This window comes from Bartonella vinsonii subsp. berkhoffii ATCC 51672, assembly GCF_902825225.1.
Lineage (GTDB): Bacteria > Pseudomonadota > Alphaproteobacteria > Rhizobiales > Rhizobiaceae > Bartonella > Bartonella berkhoffii.
The window spans coordinates 134,269-154,328 of record NZ_CADEAK010000001.1 but is presented as its reverse complement, the minus strand read 5'-3'; the positions used below and the strand labels follow the sequence as shown (position 1 = coordinate 154,328).

Annotated in this window: 13 protein-coding genes; 1 reads left to right on the top strand and 12 read right to left on the bottom strand. The window is 39.2% G+C overall.

Going from position 1 to position 20,060, the window contains the following annotated elements:
• Window positions 1–420: 420 nt before the first annotated feature.
• The 11 genes from tsaE to gyrB form a co-directional block, all read right to left on the bottom strand.
• Window positions 421–939 carry a tRNA (adenosine(37)-N6)-threonylcarbamoyltransferase complex ATPase subunit type 1 TsaE gene (tsaE, locus tag J7R10_RS10395; RefSeq protein WP_010704528.1) on the bottom strand — a complete coding sequence of 173 codons (519 nt, stop codon included), beginning with the start codon at window positions 937–939 and terminating at the stop codon, window positions 421–423.
• Window positions 940–989: 50 nt separating this feature from the next.
• Window positions 990–3,455 (bottom strand): sensor histidine kinase, encoded by a 2,466-nt coding sequence (locus J7R10_RS00555; RefSeq protein WP_010704529.1) that lies wholly within the window; start codon window positions 3,453–3,455, stop codon window positions 990–992.
• Window positions 3,456–3,493: 38 nt separating this feature from the next.
• Entirely contained in the window at window positions 3,494–4,891 is a 1,398-nt protein-coding gene (gene ahcY / locus J7R10_RS00550) for an adenosylhomocysteinase (protein WP_010704530.1), read from the bottom strand.
• A gap of 334 nt (window positions 4,892–5,225) precedes the next feature.
• On the bottom strand, window positions 5,226–6,224 hold the full coding sequence (locus tag J7R10_RS00545; protein ID WP_010704531.1) for a complex I NDUFA9 subunit family protein: 999 nt from the start codon (window positions 6,222–6,224) through the stop codon (window positions 5,226–5,228).
• Window positions 6,225–6,266: 42 nt separating this feature from the next.
• Window positions 6,267–7,586 carry a bifunctional folylpolyglutamate synthase/dihydrofolate synthase gene (locus J7R10_RS00540; protein ID WP_010704532.1) on the bottom strand — a complete coding sequence of 440 codons (1,320 nt, stop codon included), beginning with the start codon at window positions 7,584–7,586 and terminating at the stop codon, window positions 6,267–6,269.
• Window positions 7,587–7,590: 4 nt separating this feature from the next.
• Window positions 7,591–8,511, bottom strand: coding sequence for an acetyl-CoA carboxylase, carboxyltransferase subunit beta (gene accD / locus J7R10_RS00535; protein ID WP_010704533.1), 921 nt, complete (start codon window positions 8,509–8,511; stop codon window positions 7,591–7,593).
• 556 nt (window positions 8,512–9,067) lie between these two features.
• A complete protein-coding gene (locus tag J7R10_RS00530; protein ID WP_010704534.1) occupies window positions 9,068–9,787 on the bottom strand; it encodes a sulfate transporter family protein in 720 nt (239 codons plus the stop codon).
• Between the two features lie 440 nt (window positions 9,788–10,227).
• Window positions 10,228–11,625, bottom strand: coding sequence for a bifunctional phosphopantothenoylcysteine decarboxylase/phosphopantothenate--cysteine ligase CoaBC (gene coaBC, locus J7R10_RS00525; protein ID WP_010704535.1), 1,398 nt, complete (start codon window positions 11,623–11,625; stop codon window positions 10,228–10,230).
• A 69-nt stretch (window positions 11,626–11,694) separates the two neighbouring features.
• Window positions 11,695–13,281, bottom strand: coding sequence for a 2-polyprenylphenol 6-hydroxylase (ubiB, locus tag J7R10_RS00520; protein ID WP_010704536.1), 1,587 nt, complete (start codon window positions 13,279–13,281; stop codon window positions 11,695–11,697).
• Between the two features lies 1 nt (window position 13,282).
• Window positions 13,283–14,065, bottom strand: coding sequence for a bifunctional demethylmenaquinone methyltransferase/2-methoxy-6-polyprenyl-1,4-benzoquinol methylase UbiE (gene ubiE, locus J7R10_RS00515; protein WP_026501270.1), 783 nt, complete (start codon window positions 14,063–14,065; stop codon window positions 13,283–13,285).
• 117 nt (window positions 14,066–14,182) lie between these two features.
• Window positions 14,183–16,615 (bottom strand): DNA topoisomerase (ATP-hydrolyzing) subunit B, encoded by a 2,433-nt coding sequence (gene gyrB, locus J7R10_RS00510; RefSeq protein WP_010704538.1) that lies wholly within the window; start codon window positions 16,613–16,615, stop codon window positions 14,183–14,185.
• Between the two features lie 900 nt (window positions 16,616–17,515).
• Here gyrB and J7R10_RS00505 point away from each other — a divergent pair.
• Window positions 17,516–18,385 (top strand): ABC transporter substrate-binding protein, encoded by an 870-nt coding sequence (locus tag J7R10_RS00505; protein WP_010704539.1) that lies wholly within the window; start codon window positions 17,516–17,518, stop codon window positions 18,383–18,385.
• Between the two features lie 12 nt (window positions 18,386–18,397).
• Here J7R10_RS00505 and J7R10_RS00500 read toward each other — a convergent pair whose 3' ends face one another.
• Window positions 18,398–19,930, bottom strand: a complete 1,533-nt coding sequence (locus tag J7R10_RS00500) for a YifB family Mg chelatase-like AAA ATPase (RefSeq protein ID WP_010704540.1) — start codon at window positions 19,928–19,930, stop codon at window positions 18,398–18,400.
• Window positions 19,931–20,060 lie beyond the last annotated feature (130 nt).

The following is a 20,060-nucleotide window of genomic DNA, read 5'->3' as shown; positions in this document are numbered from 1 at the left end:
AATATTGGATGAATGATAATCACGCATATATTATAGTGCTTGGCAATAATAGCAGGGAATTTGAAGTAAAAATTTTGCAAATTGCTTTTTTGAAGATCAAGGTTTTTGATAAAAGACAGCCAGCAATTTGCTACAACCGATATAGTGCTCTTTCAGAGGCTTACCGATTTTATCCGCAACTCTTTCACGCCAGAAATCTTCTAAAATCAAAAAGATCTTTTTCAAAATCTTTGTGAAAATATGGAAGGCAGAAAATCCATTGTCTAAAATAAGCTGGTTAATCCCTACAACTTAACGGATACCTGTTGTAAGATATGTCATTGTTGCATGGGGAAGGAATCTATTTGCATAATTTGTAAATCAATGAGGGCTTTTTGATGATTTCCATCATTGAGAAGTTTTTAAGTATATGTACAAGCATCACAAGCCAAAAAATGGTGATAAACATGACCGCGGTTGTGGATTTTTAAAAATGCGCGAATTTGCAAAAGATCGCTGTAGACGCTCAGTAGAATGTTGTGCTGATGTAAGTGTCACATGACGCCCATGATCCTTATATTGTAAAGTGAGGGCAAAAGTAGCTGGTCCTAAAAGATCTTCACCTTTCTCTGGCCATTCGACGAGTAAAATATTTTGCCCACGTGCTTCTTGAAGTCCTAGTTCGTCAATTTCTTCTGCTATGGAAAGGCGATACAGATCAGCATGGATAATTTCAAATTGTGGAAGTTGATAGCTTTGAGCAAGTGTGAAGGTAGGGCTTGGAACATCTAAAGTATCATCCTTTGCAAGTGTGTGGATGATTGTACGTGCGATGGTTGATTTTCCTGTTCCAAGATCGCCTTGCAGCGTCACAAGATCACCAGGTTTTAAAGCAAGGGCTAAATCGTGCGCGAAAATTTGAGTCGCTTCTTCATTCTTAAGAAAAAAACTAAAATGCATGAAGAGTTCCGTGAAATGGATGAAAAAAAATTATAATAATACCACTGGGATTAAAAAACTTTATCTCCTCTAGAAATTGGGAAAAAACATTTAACCGTTGTTCCTTGTCCTGTACCGGTGAGAATTTCAACATGTCCACCATGAAGCTCAACGAAGCTTTTAACAAGGGAAAGACCAAGGCCTGCTCCTGCACGTCCACCATGATGTGAATAGGAAGAAAAACGTTTAAAAACGCGATCAAGGACATCCTCTGGAATATCAGATCCCTCATTGTGTACACTGAAGACAATGTGATCATCTTGTTCGTCTGCACAAAACTCAATCGTGCTTGCCTTTGTTGCAAAATTAATGGCATTACTAAGAACATTAACAAAGATTTGATGTAAACGCGTTGCATCAGCAGAAATAAAACTTAAAGAAGGAGAAATTTGTTGTGAAAGTGTAATGTAACGTCCATTAAGACGCTCTTCCACGCGTGCTACTGCTTGCACCATAGCATCAGCAATATTAACCGACTGTATGTTAAGCTCCATGATGCCCGCATCAAGGGTTGCAAGGTCAAGAATATCATTAACAATATTCAAAAGAGTGCCTGATTCTGAGTGAATATAGCCGAGATATTGCTTTTGGCGTTCATTAACAGAGCCAAAAATTTGGTCACGTAAAATATCGGAAAATCCAATAATATTTGTAAGAGGTGTGCGTAATTCATAGGAAACATGTTGGACAAATTCATTACGCAAACGATCAGCACTTTCTAAGGCTTCATTTTTTTCTTGAAGAGCCCGCGCGACATGGACACTGTCTGTAACATTAACGAAAGTAAGCATTGTCTGCCCATTGGGAAGCGGGACCAATGTATAGTCAATGATCGTTCCATTTATGAGGTCCATACGACCTAAATATGTATCGCGTTTTTCATCAAAACCTGTAATAAATTTAGTAAGTTCATTCCATTCTTTCCCCACGGTTAAGGTTGAACAATAGCTTTGTAATTCTGTAATATGCGTACCTTCTACCAATAAATTATACGGGAGAGACCATAATTTTGATAAGGCTGGATTTGATAAACGAAGACGTCCATCACTGCCAAAAACGACCACGCCTTCTGAAAGCTTATCAAGTGTTTCGCCTTGTATTTTAATGAGTGTATTATAGCGTCGTTCGAGATCAATTTTTTCTGTGAGATTTTCATAAAGCCAAGTCACACCTCCTTGAGGGTGAGGGCTAGAAATAACCCGTACTGTGCGCCCATCAGGAAGATTCCAAATTTGTTGATTTGATTCTGATTGCCGATAGGCTTTAAAAAGTTCTTCTTTCCATGCACGCCAATCAGGGTGTTCAGCTATGAGTCCTTGTTCACGCAAACGTTCAAGAAGCAATGTATGGCTTGGTTCACTTTCTAAAAAAGAATTCTCCAAGGGCCATAAAATTTTAAAAGCATGATTGCAGAATTTTAATTTTTGGTTGGTATCAAAAATAGATACAGCTGTTGAGATTTGGTCAAGTGTTTCACAATGGTTTTGCAGCACACGTTTTAATTCATTAGCAAGATTTTCATATGCGCTGTCATCATGCGCAAAAGCCGCCGTTCCTTCAGCTGTTGTAAGCCGTGTGAGATGAAAACGGTGCCGTTCTCCATCAATGACGGTATGAACATGCTCTTGAAAAATCGTTTCTATTTCATCTGTTTTGTGGTGTGGTGTGTCCTTGAAAAGATCATCTACTTCATTGCTACCTTCTCGAAAACCGGTTATCTCTTTAAAGGCACGATTGATAAAACGAACATTCCCTTTACAATCTCGTATCCATACAGGTTCTTGAATATGATCAAGAAGGTTGCGCTGCATTCTTAGCTCGGTGAGGATTTGGGCAATATCTTTCTGCAAATGCGCATTTTCGCTCTGTTGTGTTGAGATGTCTTGAAAACGCGCAATGGCTGCTGTTCCAGCAATGACTCCTGTGACTTGTAACGGCATATTATTTATGGTGGTGATGGAAAGTTCAAAAGAGTGAGATTTGTAACGCAATAGCGTTAACGCGTGGTCCAATTCTTGTCTTGAATTTTCTTCAAGCCAGAGCTCAAAACATTGAAAATTTTGCTGTTGAATTCCTACTTTTTGTAATGAGGGAATATTACCAACCACACGAGGTACGGCTGTTGGACTTTCCCAAATAAGAAGAAATTGCCCTGTTTCTTCCAGAAGCCATTCATAATATTTAAGTTTTTCAGAAAAATCTTTTTGAATGATCTGCAGAGGTTTTTGTGAAGTTTTTTTCGCATGCATAATAATTGTCATAGACGTGAGAAGTAAGGCACAAAAAACCCCTCCACAGAGCGCTACAAGAAGCCATGGACCATCTGGTAAAGTGAAGTCGAATGGAAGATACATTTCCAAAGGTTGAGCAACAACACGTGCTGGAAAAAAAAAGCAAAAAAAGCAAAAAATATACTTATAGATTCGGATCATTTTTTGAGCTTTTTCTTTGGGGGTATGATCACCAAAGTTGAGCACGGCACTTTTTCCTTTTTCTTTTAACCCAAGGAAACATTTTAGTAACGATAATGATCTGGTTTATAAGGTCCTTGTGGTGTGACTCCAATATATGCGGCTTGTTCTTCTGATAAAACGCTTAATTTTATTCCTAGACGATCAAGGTGAAGACGCGCAACTTTTTCATCAAGGTGTTTAGGTAAAACAGTGACTTCATTTTTGTAGTGTTCTGAACGGTTAAAGAGTTCAATTTGCGCTAAAACTTGATTGGTAAAGGATGCCGACATGACAAAAGAGGGGTGTCCTGTAGCATTGCCGAGGTTAAGCAAACGTCCTTCAGAGAGCAAAATGATACGTTTTCCATCAGGAAAGGTAATCATATCAACTTGCGGTTTAATATTTGTCCATGGCAAGTTTCGAAGAGCGGAGACTTGGATTTCATTATCAAAGTGACCAATATTTCCAAGAATACACATATCTTTCACTTGCTGCATATGATCTAATCGAACAACATCTTTATTGCCTGTTGTTGTGACGATAATATCGGCACTAGAGGCTGCACCATCTAAATCAACGACTTCATAACCGTCCATAGCTGCTTGAAGGGCGCAGATTGGGTCAATTTCTGTCACTTTAACACGGGCTCCAGCACCGGAAAGAGAGGCTGCTGAACCTTTTCCTACATCGCCATAGCCACAGACAATAGCTGTTTTTCCAGCTATCATCACATCTGTCCCGCGTCTGATACCATCTACTAATGATTCTCTACACCCGTATTTGTTATCAAATTTTGATTTAGTGACACTGTCATTGACATTAATAGCAGGAAAAGGCAAAAGTCCTTCCTTGTGTAATTGATAAAGACGGTGTACCCCCGTTGTGGTTTCTTCACTCACACCTTTGATTGCAGCGCGCTGGCGTGTAAAAAATCCTGGTGTGGCAGTCATACGTTTTTGAATTTGTTTGAAAAAAAATCCCTCTTCTTCTGTTTTTGGATGAAAAAGAATATTTTTATTTGTTTCCGCTTGATAACCTACTAAAATATAGTTTGTAGCATCAGCTCCATCATCTAAAATAAGATTGGAAGGATTGCCATCAGGCCATTGGAAAATGGCATCTATATAAGTCCAATATTCTTCAAGAGTTTCGCCTTTAACCGCAAAAACAGGGGTACCAGTAGCTGCAATAGCTGCTGCTGCGTGGTCTTGTGTAGAAAAAATATTGCTAGAACTCCATCGTACATCGGCGCCAAGTGCTTTCAATGTTTCAATCAAAACAGCTGTTTGAATCGTCATATGCAATGAACCAGAAATACGTGCTCCATGCAAAGGTTGGCTGGAACAAAATTCTTTACGACAAGCCATTAAACCAGGCATTTCTGTTTCGGCGATATCAAGTTCTTTACGCCCGTAGGTAGCTAGCGCAATATCTTTGACAACATAATCTGGAGTTGCCATTCTTTTATTCCTTTAAAAAATTATTTATCCCCAGAAGGTAGGAGAAATTGGAAAAGACGGTAGGAGAAATTAAAAAAAAATGCAAGCTAATAGAAAAACTTCTTTATGTGGAAAAATTCTTTTTTAAAGCTCTATAAATCTGTTCCATAAATTCACATTTACATCTCAAATAATAGTGTTCCTAAAAAATAGGAAAGGACTCATAGTTTTTTATGATTTTGAATATGAAAGATTAAAATGAAAAAATATCACTTTATTCAATCTTCTCATTTCAAGAGAGGAAAAACGAATCATTACAAATCAAGAGCTTGACTCATTTTTGCGAGAATATGTGCTAAGCTGGCAGATTTTTTGAGAATTGACCTTGTGGACGAAAACGCCAGAGATAACTTGGCAAGAGAGCAGCCATTGTTTTGGGAGAAATCCCAGCTCCTTCTAAAGTATATCCATTTTCTATAGCTTCTTGAGAAACAATGTTATCTACTTGCAGGAAGCGTATTTGATGAGCTGTAAGGAGTGTTGGTAAGAGAGGCAGTTTACCGATAGTTCCCAAAACACCCCCAATTAATAAACCTGCAGAAAGAGGCATGGAGAGAATTGTTTTCTTACGATGAACAATTTTAAGTATATTTTCAAGGGTATTTTGGAATGTAACAATCTGGGGTCCCCCAAGATCATAGCTTTTTCCAGAGAGAACCTGTCCTTCTAAAGCGCGCACGACAAATTCAGCGATATCGCCAATATATACGGGCTGCAATTTGCTTTGTCCCCCTCCAAAAAGGGGCATAATTGGCAAAAAACAGGAAAAATTCGCTAAGGTGTTGAAAAAACAATCTTCTGGTCCAAAGATAACAGAGGGGCGCATAATAATTGCTTGAGGATGCTTGCTTTGAACAATTTTCTCACACATAGACTTAACACGTGCATAAAGAAATGAAGCGTTTTCATTAGCTACAAGTGCTGACATATAAAGAAGTGGAATACCAGCTTCAGCGGTTAATTCAGAGACATTTTGTGTACCATCAATTTGTGTTGTTTGAAAGCTTGATTGATTTGCTTGTGCTAAACTACCAGGAAGAAACACTGCGCTCTCTGCTCCAAGCAATGCGCGTGCAACAGAGGCACGGTGCTTGATATCAGTTTTAAGCATTTGGGTTTGTCCTACTTCTCCTATTTGGAGCATATAATAAGCTTTTTGTGGACAACGAACAGCGATGCGAACGCGATAACCCCGTTTGGTCAGAGCTTCAACGACATACCGCCCCACGAAACCAGATCCGCCAAAAACAGTAATAAGTTTAGGATGTTGATAAAGTGCACAGTCGAGTTGCATGGTCAAAATGTATATCTTTAAAACTCTATGGATTACCAATTCCTAACATGGTGGTGTTTTATTGTCACGTAAAATATCGCCGGCAAGGTAAAGGGAACCACCAATAAGGACAATTGCATCTTTATACTCTGAGTTAATTCTCTGTAAGGCCTCTTGTAGATGCGTTTCGGGGAAGGCAAAGAGCCCTACTTTTCGAGCAGATTCAGCTAAAATCGTTGGACAAATACCTGCCGTGTTATCGGCCAGAGGGATTGTATAGATTTTATCTATAAGATTGGCTAGAGGACGAAAATAACCAACAGCATCTTTGGTGTTAAGCATGCCAACGATCATAATAAAAGGACGATTTGTTTTTTTTCTCCATTGGGTAAGCTCTGCTGCTACAACTTTTCCAGCAGCAGGGTTATGTCCACCATCTAACCATAAATCAATACTAGGAGAGAGCTGATCAACCAAAAACCCATGCGTAAGATGTTGCAACCGTGCTGGCCAATAAATATTTTGCAAGGCGTGACTTATGGCTTGTTCTGAAAGTTGAAAACCCGCTTGGTAAATTGCTTCAAGAGAAGCTCCGGCATTGGCAATTTGATGGTCGCCAACGAGATTAGGAAGTGGAAGATCCATAAGACCTTGATTATTTTGGAAAACCATACGTCCATATTCTGTATAGCTTTGATAGTCTTGATCAAATAAAAAAGAGGGTGCTTTATTTTTATCCGCAAGGGTTGTTAAAAGTGAAAGAGTTTCCTCGTGACTTTGTTTACCAATAACCACTGGAACCGCTGGTTTGATAATTCCCCCTTTTTGAAAAGCAATTTGTGCAATTGTGTTTCCAAGAAAAGCTTCATGATCATAATCGATGGGCATAATAAGCGATACAGCTGGCTTATGAATGACATTGGTGGCATCAAAACGCCCTCCTAATCCAACTTCTAAAATCACGACATCAGCTGGATGTGTACTAAACAGCATAAAGGCTGCTGCTGTGAAAATTTCAAAAATAGTAAGCGGTTTTTGGCGATTCACTTTTATAATTTCACGAATTGTCTCAGCCAATTGGCTCTCTGTAACAAGTTTGCCTCTTCCTTTTTGACCTAACCTGCAGCGTTCATTCCAATTAACAAGATGAGGTGAGCTATAGACATGAACGCGATAGCCGGCACTTTCTAAAAGAGCACGACAAATTGCACAAGCAGATCCCTTGCCATTTGTTCCAGCAATGTGAACAACAGGTGCAAGCTTTAAATGCGGATTGCCAAGTCGTTCTAAAAGGCGAAGAATACGCTCTAAAGAAAGATCAAATTTTTTCGGATAGTTTTTTAATAACTCATCTATCATCCCTTGTACTTGGCTTTTTTCCATGCGCTTAAGCAGCTTGTGTATTAGAAAGTGGTACTTGAGAATCCGTAGGAGAAGGATGGGAAGGATGAACAGTTGCAGGATGTTTGATCATCAAACGTAGAAGACGTGCAATGGTTGCTTTCATTTCTAAACGCGAGACAACCATATCAATCATACCATGTTCGAGCAGATATTCACTACTTTGAAAACCTTCTGGTAAAGTTTCACGTATGGTTTGTTGAATCACACGTGGTCCTGCAAAACCAATCATAGCGCCAGGTTCGGCAATGTGAATATCGCCAAGCATGGCGTAAGAAGCAGTCACGCCACCTGTGGTTGGATTGGTAAGAACAACAATATAGGGAAGTTTTGCTTCTTTCAGCATTTCAATTGCGACTGTTGTACGGGGCATCTGCATCAATGAGAGTGTTCCTTCTTGCATGCGTGCACCACCAGAAGCAGCAAAAAGAACTAAAGGACATTTTTCAGCAATGGCGGTCTCAAAAGCTTTAATGATAGCTTCTCCTGAAGCCATGCCAAGAGATCCCCCCATAAAAGCAAAGTCTTGAACGGTAGCTATAATTGGTAAGCCTTCGATAGTACCACGTGCACTTAAAATATTGTCATCAACTCCAAGTTTAGAACGATAATCTTTTAACCGATCAATATAGCGTTTTTCATCGCGAAACTTTAAAGGGTCTGTGACGACTTTTGGATTTTCAAGTGGCGTATAAACACCACCATCAAAAAAATGCATAAGACGATTTTTGGCGCTAATACGCATGTGATAACCAGAATTGGGAATGACATATTGATTCACTTCCAGATCTTTATGAAAGACCATTTCACCACTGGTGGGATCTTTAATCCATAGATTATCTGGAATTTCACGGCGCCCCAATATAGAGTTAATTTTAGGACGAACATAATTTGTAATCCAGTTCATCTTTATAGCCTCTCTTTAAATATTATACACTTTTTGCATGATTTAAAAGAATACTAGGACTGAAGTGATGAAATCCACTTTACAGCTGAATAAACGAATATCTTTAATATTTTTACAAATATACGTATAGTTCTAATTCCATTATCCTTTAATTTTTCTCGTCCATGTCACAGCAATCATCTGCATGGGGAGTATTCCTTACAACAAATCTCTCAGTAATTTAATAACCTATGTTATTTGTTCACTTGCTTTGATATCAAAATCTGTTCCCTGCACTGATTAGCTTTTCATTTGCTTTTGATGAAAGTGAATATTCGATTCATTATTAATACCAACGGTTTTGAAGCAAAGAAGCCTTAGAATTATAGAGACTATAACAGTCCATAAAAACAATGGACATGACAGTGCTATGTTAACGAAGTACCAGCATCAGAGCAAGATTTTTTTAAAAGGGTTCCTTTGATGAGAGAAATGCAAGCCGTTGTTTAAAAGAGAGAGTCTATTTTAAACTCTTTTTTATTCATGCATTTTGTAGCTTTTAAGTGAATACACATCGTTATTTTTGTGTAATGCATACGGTGGTCTTTTGGGAAAGCATCTTGTGTAAGTGTGTCATAAAGGCGGCTGCGAAAAGTGGTGCTGCTAAGTTAAGTATAGGAATAGAAACAAAAAGCGCGATTAATAATCCTGCCCCAAAAACCGTCAAGTAATGAACGCGTAAAAAGGCATACGCTTCGTATTCAGTTCGAAAACGGTAAGCGGCAAACACAAAATATTCACGACCAAGTAAGTAGCCATTAATAACATAAAAAGCGATCAAATTGATACCTGGAACGAAAAATAAAAGAAAAGCGATTCCATTGCCGAGAAGGCTTAAAAGAACAAATTTCAAAGAGAGAATGAGAGAACGTCCAAACGGTAGTGCTTGTCCAATAGGATCGTTTGGATAATCTTCTTTTTCAATAATTTCAGCAGCAGAATCAATGAAAAAACTCCCGATCATAGCGGTAATTGGAGCAATCAAAAAAGCCATCAGCAAAGCTAAACCAAGATTAAAAATGATAAGCATGCCTAATCCCAACCATCCTGCCCAACTGGGTAATCCAGGAAAAAAATGCGCAATCCAAGGCCAAAAATAGGACACGAAAAGCTGGTGTACACATAACCATAAAATAATGAGTACAATAAAAGTAATCCCCAATGCTTTTAAGATCATAATGCGATATTCTGGGGTCAGAAGGCGTTGTAAAGCGCGATAGGCGGAAGTAAAAATCATAATAACCAAGTAAATAAGAGAAAAAAAGTGAAAACAAGAGAGAGTGAAATGTGCTTTATATAGGAACTTATTTTGTAAAGCTTATAATGTTGTTGCTTAAGGGTAAACAGTCCAGAAAAAATATTTTTATTTTTTATACATTGTAAAAAAAATCCCGATAAAATTTTTTGTCATGTTCATGAAAGAAGCAGCAAGAGTGAATGGCAATAAAACCGTCAAGACTATCTGTGTTATAAAAGGCTAAAATAGGTAAGGATTTTCATTTCTTTCGAATATGGAGAAGCTTACTCTTTGTACAAAGGGGATTATTCAATCAATAGGATTATACCTAGAAAGAGCTTGACGTATTTGATGCATACGCTTTATTTTTTCTTGGTATTGCATTTTTTATAATAGATTCATTTTTGTAAAATTTTCATTTGAAATAAAGAGTTTTTTACTCATTGGCGAGTAGGGCTATAAGACTCGAAGAATGATATAATAACCTTTGCTAATTTTTGTGCTAATTGTTGTTTACTCATGTGCGGCCACTGTTCGATATTGTCTTTGCTCACAAGACAAACTTGATTTGTGTCAGCACCCATGACGGTTGTTCCATCAGCGTGAAGAGAAATATCATTAGCAAGAATAAAGTTTGCTCCTTTTTCGACACATTTTTTTTGCGCATTTGCAATCATGTCAAAGGTTTCAGCAGCAAACCCAATTACCAGTGGGGGGCGGTTTGGAGCATGTCCAATGGTTGCTAAGATGTCAGGATTTTCGACCATATGCAAAGATGGTGGTGTTTTATGAGCACTTTTTTTGATCTTGTGCAAAGAGCGTGTTTGGCTCCGCCAATCGCAAACAGCAGCGACAAAAATTGCACCATCTGCAGGCAATGCGGCTTGAACGGCTTGTAACATCTGACATGCTGTTTCAACATGGATGGTTTTCACTTCTTGTGGGGCGGCAAGATTAACTGGTCCACAAATAAGCATCACTTTGGCACCTAAATGTGCAAGAGCTGTTGCAATAGCGTGACCTTGTTTACCCGAAGAACGATTAGCAAGATAACGGACCGGATCAATGGGTTCATGGGTAGGACCAGAGGTGACAATAAAATGACGACCAGAAAGAGGTTTTTCTTGTACATCTAAAAGAGCTTCTACTGCAGCTACAATAGTTAGGGGTTCACTCATACGTCCACAGCCACTTTCATCGCGTTCAGCCATTTTGCCCATTTCTGGTCCTATGATATGAACGCCATCTGTGCGTAATTTTGCCACATTGCGAACAGTTGCTGGATGTGTCCACATTGTTGGATTCATGGCTGGTGCAATCAAGAGTGGACAGCGTGCTGCTAAAAGCACACAATCAGCCAGATCATCGCCTATGCCGTTGGCTATTTTTGCAATACGATTGGCTGTGGCAGGAGCTAAAATAATGAGATCAGCATCACGCGCTAGCCGAATATGACCAATATCATGTTCTTCTTCGCGTGAAAATAAATCGCTATACACAGTACGACCACTGAGAGCTTCGGCGGCTAAAGGCGTAATAAATTTTTGTGCTGCTTTTGTCATAACAATGTTTAAATCAGCTCCACGTTCTTGCAAACGGCGAATCAGATCAAGCGCTTTATAGGCTGCAATACTCCCACCAATAATAAGAAGCAGTGATTTTGATTGCAATGATTGCGTTTCAAATTGACTTGCTTGAGAAGGAAGTATAGCTGGCGTAGTGGAATTGCTCAAAAGGCGGCGAGCTTCTTCTTCCATAGAGATGCCATTTTTTGCTGCACGTATGCGTAAAGCTTCTTTAATTTCAGGGGAAAGATTACGAATGGTAAGACTAGCCATAACATATATCCAAGAAATAAATTGATTGCAATGATTTCATAATTGATGTTTTTTAGCATATTGAGCAGATTAGAAAAGATGAAAAATGTAAAAAGTGAGACAAACACAACAAAGCGCAATGATGAACAAACTATAACGACCATAACGGTTGGTGCGACTTTGCTCACGCGCAAGTTGTTTAAGGGTGAGAGGTGAAAGGTTAAATCCTGTTTCTCTCATTTTATTGAGATCTTCTTCCATACGTTGAAAATTTTGTATGAATTGTGGCGTTTTTCGTGCCAGAGAAAGGAGTGCTTGTGCCCCTTCACTGAAGTCTTTTGCAATTCCAACAGGCCCTAAATTTTTGCTAATCCATTCTCTAACAACGGGTTCAGAAGCTTTCCACATATTAAAATGAGGGTCCAATGTACGGGCTACGCCTTCAACGACAACCATAGTTTTTTGGAGCAATAAAAGTTCAGGTCGTGTTTGCATGTCAAACAATTCAGTGACTTCAAACAACAATGTGAGCAATTTAGCCATGGAAATGCTTTGCGCGGATTGCCCATGAATTGGTTCACCAATAGCGCGATTGGCTTGAGCAAAGCTCTCAATATTATGGTGTGGAGGCACATATCCTGCTTCAAAATGGGCGCGTGCTACGCGATGGTAATCGCGGGTAATAAAGCCGTAAAGGATTTCAGCAAGGAAATGCTTTTCTTTTTTGCCCAATCGCCCTGTAATTCCTAAATCAACAGCAACGATACATCCTTTTGGATCTACAAATAAATTACCAGGATGCATATCGGCATGAAAAAAACCATCACGCAATGTATGGCGAAGGAAAGACTGAATAAGCGTAATTGCAAGCGCTTGTAAATCAAAACCAGCTTCTTTGAGGGTAGAAATTTCAGATATTTTTATACCATCAATCCATTCCATTGTGAGAACATTGCGTCCTGTTCGCTCCCAGTCGATTTTGGGAACCCGGAAGCCTGTATCCTGTTGAATGTTTTCAGCCATTTCTGATATGGCAGCTGCTTCTAATCGTAAATCCATTTCAATACGTGTGATTTGTGCCAAAGTGTCAACCACACAGATAGGGCGCAGCCGTCGAGAAGCTGGTATATAACGCTCTTGTAAATGGGCAACCAGATAGAAACTTCTAAGATCTTGAGCAAAACGTGTTCTAATATTAGGGCGGATGACTTTAACCGCACATTTTTTTATATGACCGTTTTCATCATCGTATTCAGCAGGATGAACTTGGGCAATAGAAGCGGCAGCAATGGGGGGATAAAAGTTTACGAACAAATCATTGATAGGACGACCAAGTGAACTTTCAATTTGTGCAATAGCAGCAGTGCAAGAAAATGTTTGAACACGATCTTGTAGCTGTGACAAATCTTCTGCAATATCATGTCCAACAATATCGGGTCTGGTAGCAAGAAATTGACCAAGTTTTATGTAAGAGGGACCGAGCTTATTGATGGCATAAGTTATATTTTCACAGCGTTGCTTTTTCTTTGTTTTTCGTCGTGCTAATATGCCTGCTATACGATGACATAATGCAGGAAATCCTTGAAGATCCTCGTGAGGTAGAGCGCTTAAAACGCCTTCACGCGCTAAAACCCATCCTGCGCGCATCAATTGAAAGTAAGTAGAAATTTGCACCATTTTAAATTTTCCAACCTGAATGCAATGCTGCGATCGCACCTGTAAGATTGCGGTAGGATACGCGTGAAAAACCTGCTTGATTGATCATATAGGCAAAATCATTTTGCTTAGGAAATTTGCGAATAGATTCAACCAAATAACGATAAGCATCACTATCATTTGCAATGATTTGACCAATCCTAGGGATGGCATAAAAAGACCAAAAGTCATAAAGTTTGTCGAGCAAAGGCATTTCAACATCTGAAAATTCTAAACAGAGGAAACGTCCACCCGGTTTTAAAACGCGAAAAGCTTCTCTAAGAGCTTTGTCAATATGAGGCACATTGCGGATTCCAAAAGCAATAGTATAAGCGTCAAAGCTTTGATCTTCAAAGGGAAGATGTTCTGCATTGGCTTCGACAAAATTGATCAGAGGGGCGAGACCGTTTTTTTGTGCACGTTTTTTACCAACACTGAGCATTGATCCATTAATATCAAGCACTGTAGCATGGGCTTTTTGGCGTGAAGCATTAAGAATGCGGAAAGCGATATCACCAGTACCTCCAGCTACATCAAGAACTTTCCAATGGGAAAGTGCTGGTGGAGAAAGCCATGCTACCATAGAGTTTTTCCACACACGGTGTAGTCCTAATGATAAGATATCATTCATCTTATCATAGTTTTCAGCAACAGAGTGGAACACACCATCAACCATAGATTGTTTTTGTGCTTCATCGACTCTTGTAAAGCCAAAAGAATGCTCCATACCACCTTTGGTTCCTACCCGTTCTGTTTCAGCTGCCATATGCATGACCTTCCTTAGTTTTTCTTTTATCGTAGTTGAAATGAGAAGGAATGTTCAAATACGAAAAACAACGTATAAAACCACGATGTTTATACAGCCAGAAACAAAAGAGTACCTTTAGATATCGAGATTGGCAACGCTTAAGGCATTATCTTGAATAAAAATTCTCCGAGGTTCAACTTCATCACCCATGAGACGAGAAAAGAGTGAATCTGCATCGGTGGCATCATTGATTTTAACTTGTAAAAGAGAGCGCGCATTAGGATCAAGAGTTGTTTCCCAAAGCTGTTCAGCATTCATTTCTCCAAGACCTTTATAACGTTGGAGAGTAAGACCTTTTTTACCATTTGCAAAAATGCTTTCTAATAAACTCATGGGTCCAAAAATACGCTCTGATTTATCCTTACGGTGTAGAAGTGGGGGAGGGCTATATATTTCTACGAAACTTTTAGAAATACGATTAATTTGCCGCGCATCCGCTGAATTGATAAGTCCTGCATCCAAGATAATAACATCTTTAACGCCGCGTAAAATACGTTCAAAACATAAACTTCCATCTGATCTATATTGACCGCTCCAACCACGCTCTATATCATCAGCAATTAAATCAAGACGATTTGCGACTTTATCTGCTGTTTCTTGCGCTTTTTCTGGTGTTGAAAGAGCTTCAGGATTAAAGATACCAGCAACAGCTGCTTGCTCAACAACCGTGCGATCATAGCGTGTGTGAAGACCATTTAAAAGTTGGCGTAATATACAAGCGTCTTCAGCAAGTTGGCGCAAATCAGTACCTGCGCGCATCTCACCTGTTGACAACTCAAGAGTTGCTTCTTCTAGACCCGTATTGATTAAAAATTCTTCGAATGCTGTTTCATTTTTAATATATTGAGAAGATTTTCCCCGTGATACTTTATAAAGAGGTGGTTGAGCGATATAGAGGTGTCCACGCTCGATCAATTCAGGCATTTGTCTAAAAAAGAAGGTAAGGAGAAGGGTGCGGATATGCGCCCCATCAACATCCGCGTCTGTCATAATGATGATTTTATGGTAACGTAATTTATCTGGTGAAAATTCATCTTTACCAATGGATGTTCCAAGAGCGGTGATAAGTGTTCCAATCATGTCCGATGAAAGCATTCGATCAAATCGTGCTCGTTCAACATTCAGGATTTTACCGCGGAGAGGCAAGATCGCTTGATTTTGGCGAGAACGTCCACTTTTTGCTGAACCACCAGCAGAATCTCCCTCGACAATAAAAATTTCCGATTTTGCTGGATCACGTTCTTGGCAGTCGGCAAGTTTTCCTGGTAGAGAAGTGATATCAAGAGCGCCTTTTCGTCTTGTGAGTTCACGTGCTTTGCGTGCTGCTTCGCGTGCTGTTGCAGCTTCCACCACTTTACTAATAAGCAACTTTGCTTCATTCGGGTGTTCTTCCAGCCATGCTGAAAGACCTTCATTCACTAAATTTTCAACAACAGGGCGTACTTCAGAAGAGACCAATTTGTCCTTTGTCTGTGAAGAAAATTTAGGATCAGGAACTTTGACTGAAAGAATAGCGGTTAGTCCTTCACGGCAATCATCACCCGTTAAACTAACTTTTTCTTTTTTTGCAATGCCTGAGGACTCAGCATATCCATTAATTTGACGCGTCAAAGCACTACGAAAACCTATTAAGTGGGTTCCGCCATCACGCTGCGGAATATTATTTGTAAAACACAAGACTTTTTCATGATAGGAATCGTTCCACCAAAGGGCAACATCGACGCTCATACCATCCTTTTCATTTGCAATGTAAATAGGATTATCAAGAAGCGCTTTTTTCGTTTGGTCAATATATTTGACAAATTCAATTAATCCACCTTCATAATGGAGTTTAACGGATCGAATATCAGCATGACGTTCATCAACAAGAAGAATATGGATGCCAGAATTTAAAAAAGCGAGTTCCCGCAAACGACGTTCTAAAGTTTCAAAATCAAATTCAATCATCGTAAAGGTTTGAGGGCTTGGTAAAAATCTGATTTCCGTTCCACTTTCTGTATCACAATCGCCAATAATGCTTAGCGGAGAATCAGCAACGCCGTGGGTAAATGACATTTCATGAATTTTGCCGTTGCGTTTGATTTGCAATTTAAGCCAAACGGATAATGCATTAACAACAGAGACACCAACACCGTGTAGCCCACCTGAAACTTTATAAGAATTTTGGTCAAATTTTCCGCCTGCATGAAGCTGTGTCATGATAACTTCAGCTGCTGAAATACCCTCTGTTGGGTGAATATCTGTTGGAATTCCACGTCCATTATCACGAACAGAACAAGAGCCATCAGCATGGAGTGTGACGTTTACAAGAGTAGCATGACCGGCTAAAGCTTCATCAATAGCATTGTCTACAACCTCATAGACCATATGGTGCAGGCCTGAACCATCATCTGTATCACCGATATACATGCCAGGACGTTTGCGTACAGCATCAAGACCTTTGAGAACTTTGATAGAAGTAGCATCATAGTCACCATTTTGTGTAGGCGAGGTTATTTCATCACTCATAAAGTTAATCCATTTCTGTATTCAATTTGCGATATTTCATCAACTTTTCCGAAACTTAACGTTCTGTCCAATCATTTATGGAATAACCATATCAGATATTTACTGTATATCAGCTTGATATTCAACATCTGTCGATACAGATAGAGGGAGAATGCTTTGTGCATACACAAACATTTTTGTACTGCTGTGTTGTGTATTAGATGTAAAAATACGCAAAATTGATCTCATGAAGTTCATGTTCATGAGATATGCATATTTTAAATGGAGATGGATAGGGACCTGGATTTTGTGATTACACGAGCAGTAAAATGATATTGCTTTTTTATGAGAGGGAGAAAGCGCAATTTTTGTGCTTTTATGCGTGTTCGTTCGACGATGTGTAAGTGAGTGATTCTATCAAATTATATCATTTATTTGTGTGCTTTTATGTAATGTTTAAAAACGAGTGATATGCTTGTGCATTATATTTTGGTCATGCAAAAGATTTTGATAAAATTATCTAGTAAGGTCAAAAATATGTATAACTGATTGCTGAGAGAAGAGAAATCAGAATGCGTTTTCTTAAGGGAAAAATTTTGCATTTGTAAAAAAAACACAAAAAATATTCTTTGTTTGATAAAAATACCTAGAAAAAAATAAAACCGACGACAGTGCAAAGGTTTTTTATTGACATTTCAAACTAAAGGAACCACTTCTTTTGTACATTTTTGTGAAGAGTTTTTCGCAAAAATTCTGGCACTCCCCTTTATTCTGAAAACTATAGCGAAACAGTTATTTTTTGATTTTTGAAAGAATAGCAACAATTTTAATTCATGAAAGCAGCAGATATTTCAGTGAAGTGCATTAGATATTGTTACTGAAAAAGTTATATTTTCGTTTTGAAAATGGGGGGATAAGATTTTGAAAACAAGGAAACTTATAAAGGGATTCCATGTTCTTATTGGAGTCTTCTGTGTAGCATGGGGATTTCTGTTTTTCTCTTTTGCAGAAGCAAAAACAGCTGGAGGGCTTCCCTCTTTTTTTGCTTCGCATGAACATTTGCTACCACCTGATACAACAGGTATCATTCGTTTGCGTTTTGTGACAACTTTTGACTTTCCTCCTTTTAACTTTCTTGACAAAACAGGGTACCTTGCAGGTTATCATATCGATTTATTGCGCGCTATTTGCTCAAAATTAAACCTTGAGAAACTGTGTGAGGTAGAAGTTGTTCCTTGGGAAGAGCTTGTAGAGCATGTTAAAGATGGTGGTGCAGAAGTCATTATTGCTGGTTTAAAAGAAACATCAAAAACACATCAAGATCTTGTTTTTACAAAGTCTTATCTCCGCTTTCCGGCTCGATTTGTTGCTTCTCGACTTGTGAATTTTGATGAACCAATAAGCGATAAGCTTACATACTTAAGCAGTGGAGTTTTATTCAAGAGTGCGCACGAAAAACTCTTTCGTAACTATTTTCCCGAAGCTCAATGGCAAGCGTTTAAAGATAGAGCAGAACTCTATAAAGCGCTCCAAGATCATAAAATTGATCTTATTTTTGATGATGGATTTGCTTTATCATTATGGCTCAATGATCCAAAATCCAATGATTGCTGCTATTTTGTTGGGGGTGCATATATGGGTCCCCAGTTATTGGGGCAAGGAATGCGTCTTGCTGTTGCAAAAAAGAACGACAAGTTAATTGATATACTCAATTATGCTCTGAAATCTCTCGAAAATGATGGCAAACTTGCGGAGCTTTATTTGCGTTATTTTCCAATGAGTTTTTATTGATGAATATTCTTCTTAAGAGAGAGTTGTTAATCTTTCAGTGCTTAGTCTGTAGGAAATAGCTTCTGCGAGATGATGACGTGAAAGATGTTCTGCTTCGTCGAGATCAGCGATGGTACGTGCAACTTTGAGAATGCGATGATAGGCGCGTGCAGAAAGGTGCATTTTTTCACTCACGTCTCGTAAGAGTTTAGCAGCATTTTGATCAGGAATGGCAATTTGTTCGATGATTTTAGCAGGACAATCACCGTTGGTGCGAATATTGTTAAGACCCAAAGCTGCAAATCGTTTGGCTTGAATGGCACGACACCGTACGACACGTTTTGCAACATCACAGCTTTTTTCTGCTTGTTCTGGTTGCATAAGATCCATAGCTGTTAAAGCAGGGACATCAATCCGCAAATCAATTCGGTCGAGCAGAGGACCAGAAATACGGGATTGATAATCAATTTGACAGCGTAATCCTTTTGCACAAACATAGTCTTTTTCTCCCGCCATACCACATCGACAAGGGTTCATAGCAGCAATGAGTTGGATACGAGCAGGATAGCTGATATGATGATTAGCGCGGGCGATAACACATTCTCCACTCTCTAAAGGTTGACGAAGAGAATCAAGGACCTGTGGAGAAAATTCAGGCAATTCATCGAGAAATAACACACCATTATGTGCAAGTGAAACTTCTCCTGGTCGCCCTTTAAGGCCACCACCGATCATTGCAGCCATGGAAGCAGAATGATGGGGAGCACGAAAAGGACAGTGGAGTGAAATGGTATTATGCACTGTTTCTCCTGTGATAGAAGCAATCAAAGAAACATCTAAAAGCTCACGGCTATCAAGAGGTGGCAAAATAGAAGGTAAACGTTGTGCCAACATAGATTTTCCTGCACCAGGAGGGCCTACAAATAGGAGATTATGCCGTCCAGCGGCACAAACTTCTAATGCGCGTTTTGCGGTTTTTTGTCCTTTAATTTCGCAAAGATCTGGAAGTTCAGTTTGAATTGTGTACTGGCGTGGTTGTGGACGTTTTTGAATCTGCGTTCCTTTGAAGTGATTGACTATCGTCAGAAGGCTTTCAGGTGCAAGAATATTCATCTCTGCGTTAGCCCATGCTGCTTCAGGTCCGCATGGGTAAGGACAAATGAGACCTTTATCGAGTGATAAAGCTGTCATTGCAGCTGGTAAAACACCATTGACAGCTGTAAGTGAGCCATCCAGTGATAATTCGCCTAAAATGATGTACTCTTGTGCCACTTCGGGAGGTATAAGCCCCATAACAAGCATTAAACCGACAGCAATTGGCAAATCATAATGTGATCCTTCTTTAGGTAAATCCGCTGGTGCAAGATTAATAGTAACGCGTTTGTTAGGCATAGAAAGTCCACAAGCATGGAGAGCGGCTTGCACACGTTCACGGCTTTCTCCAATTGCTTTATCGGCTAGTCCAACAATCGCCATTCCTATTTTACCGGAGGAAATCATAACCTGTACATCAACAGGGATAGCTTCTAGACCGCGAAAAGCAACAGTTGTAATACGTGCAATCATCAGTTTTTTCCTCCCTCCCCCAGTTGATGAAAAAAGACAATCATATCTACACATAAAAATCAAGAAGTGTCTCTATGGTTTTTGGGGTAGAGAGATCTATATAGGTGCGCAGGTTTTTGTAGTGTAGTAA